Origin of the sequence: Ilumatobacter sp., from assembly GCF_049588435.1 — a bacterium.
Taxonomy (GTDB): Bacteria; Actinomycetota; Acidimicrobiia; order Acidimicrobiales; family Ilumatobacteraceae; genus Ilumatobacter_A.
This window is the reverse complement of record NZ_JBAVYV010000267.1, coordinates 1-1,646: the sequence shown is the minus strand read 5'-3', so window position 1 is coordinate 1,646 and position 1,646 is coordinate 1. Positions and strand designations below refer to the sequence as shown.

General features: G+C 66.6%; 2 protein-coding genes. Both read left to right on the top strand.

The genetic code is table 11. The features are described from left to right. Positions 1-610, top strand: a 610-nt coding sequence (locus WBV89_RS10480) for a ubiquinol-cytochrome c reductase iron-sulfur subunit (protein WP_423981289.1), incomplete at its 5' end; no start/stop codon positions are given. After that, on the top strand, positions 610-1,646 hold a 1,037-nt coding region (locus WBV89_RS10475; protein WP_423981288.1), incomplete at its 3' end, for a c-type cytochrome. The genes WBV89_RS10480 and WBV89_RS10475, both read left to right, overlap by 1 nt.

The following is a 1,646-nucleotide window of genomic DNA, read 5'->3' as shown; positions in this document are numbered from 1 at the left end:
CCCCTGGGTCGCTCCCGATCCCGAGGCGATCGGCGTCTCGCGTCGTCAGTTCTTCAACCGTGCCACGGTCACCCTGATGAGCGCCGGACTCGGCGCATTCGCCGCTGCCGCGTTCGTCGGATTCCTGTGGCCGAGCGGCACGGGCGGCTTCGGCGGCCAGGTCCCGGTCGGCAAGCTCGACACGATCAAGGCGGGCATCAAGCAGGGCGGCGGGTTCTACTACGCCCCCGAAGCCCGGTCCTGGATCACCGAGTATCCGTCGGACGCGCTGCCGATCGCGCGCACCATCTACCCGGACAACCTGCTCTCCGCGATGGAGCAGGGCGTCGTGATCCTCAGCCAGAAGTGCCCGCACCTCGGCTGCCGAATCCCCGAATGCCCAACCAGCCAGTGGTTCGAGTGCCAGTGCCACGGCTCGCAGTACAACCGCGTCGGCGAGAAGAAGGCCGGGCCCGCCCCGCGCGGCATGGACCGGCACCCCACCGACATCTCGGGTAGCGGCGACGTCGTCATCAACACCGGCGTCGTGGTCCCCGGACCCGCCATCGGAACCAACACCACCGGACAGGAAGCTGAAGGCCCCCACTGCACAGGTGGCGGCGACCACTGATGATTGCACTCACCACCACGGCGATCGCGGGTCTGGCGTTCGTCGTCATCCTCATCGGATTCGTCGTCTACGCGCTGTTCAACATCCGCGCCGGCCGCAGTGAAATCGGCTCCGAGATCGAGCTCGCTCCGAACCGCAAGGCGTACTACGACGACGAGACGCTCGAGGGTTCGCGACTCGAACGCCTGCAGTTGCTCGGCGTCGCGTTGCTGCTCGTCAGCGTCATCGGCCTGCCGATCTACTGGGTCCTCGAGCCGAGCCGTCAGGCCGGAGCCGAAGAAGGTTGGAACAAGCGTTTCGCGACCTGGGGCGAGGAACTCTTCGCACCCACGGCCGAAGGCGGCTTCAACTGCGCGGGATGCCACGGTGGCATGACCGCCACCGGCGGCGAGGCACCCTTCACCGTGACCGACCCGCAGACCGGAGCCGTTCAGGCGGTCAACTGGAAGGCACCGGCGCTCAACACGGTCCTGTACCGCTTCGAGACCTCCGAGGTCGAGTTCATCCTCAACTACGGACGCCCGTTCTCACCGATGTCGCCCTGGGGCACCATCGGCGGCGGCCCGATGAACGAGCAGCAGATCCAGACGCTGATCGAGTACATCAAGAGCATCCAGATCCCGCGCGAAGGCTGCGCGGACGAAGAACTCGGCGATGGAGCGACGACCGACGACGACGATGCGCTCGGCGGTTCGGTCGAGTACTTCGACGTCCAGTTGTGCGCCACCGGCACGCTGCCCGCCGACACGAAGGCCGACATCGAGGCGGCGGCCCGCCAGGCGATGGAAGCCGAAGGGATCTCCTACGGCGAGGCCCTGTTCAATCTCGAACTGGGCAGCGGCGCCTACAGCTGCGCTCGGTGCCACACCCTCGGCTGGAGCTACGGCAATCCGGGCATCAGCGGGCAGGGTGCCTACGGTTGGAACCTGACCGCAGGGTCGACCAACAGCCACTTCACCGATGAGGAACAGATGGTGGAGTTCATCAAGAACGGGTCCGAGTTCGGCAAGCAGTACGGGATCAACGGCCAGGGCAG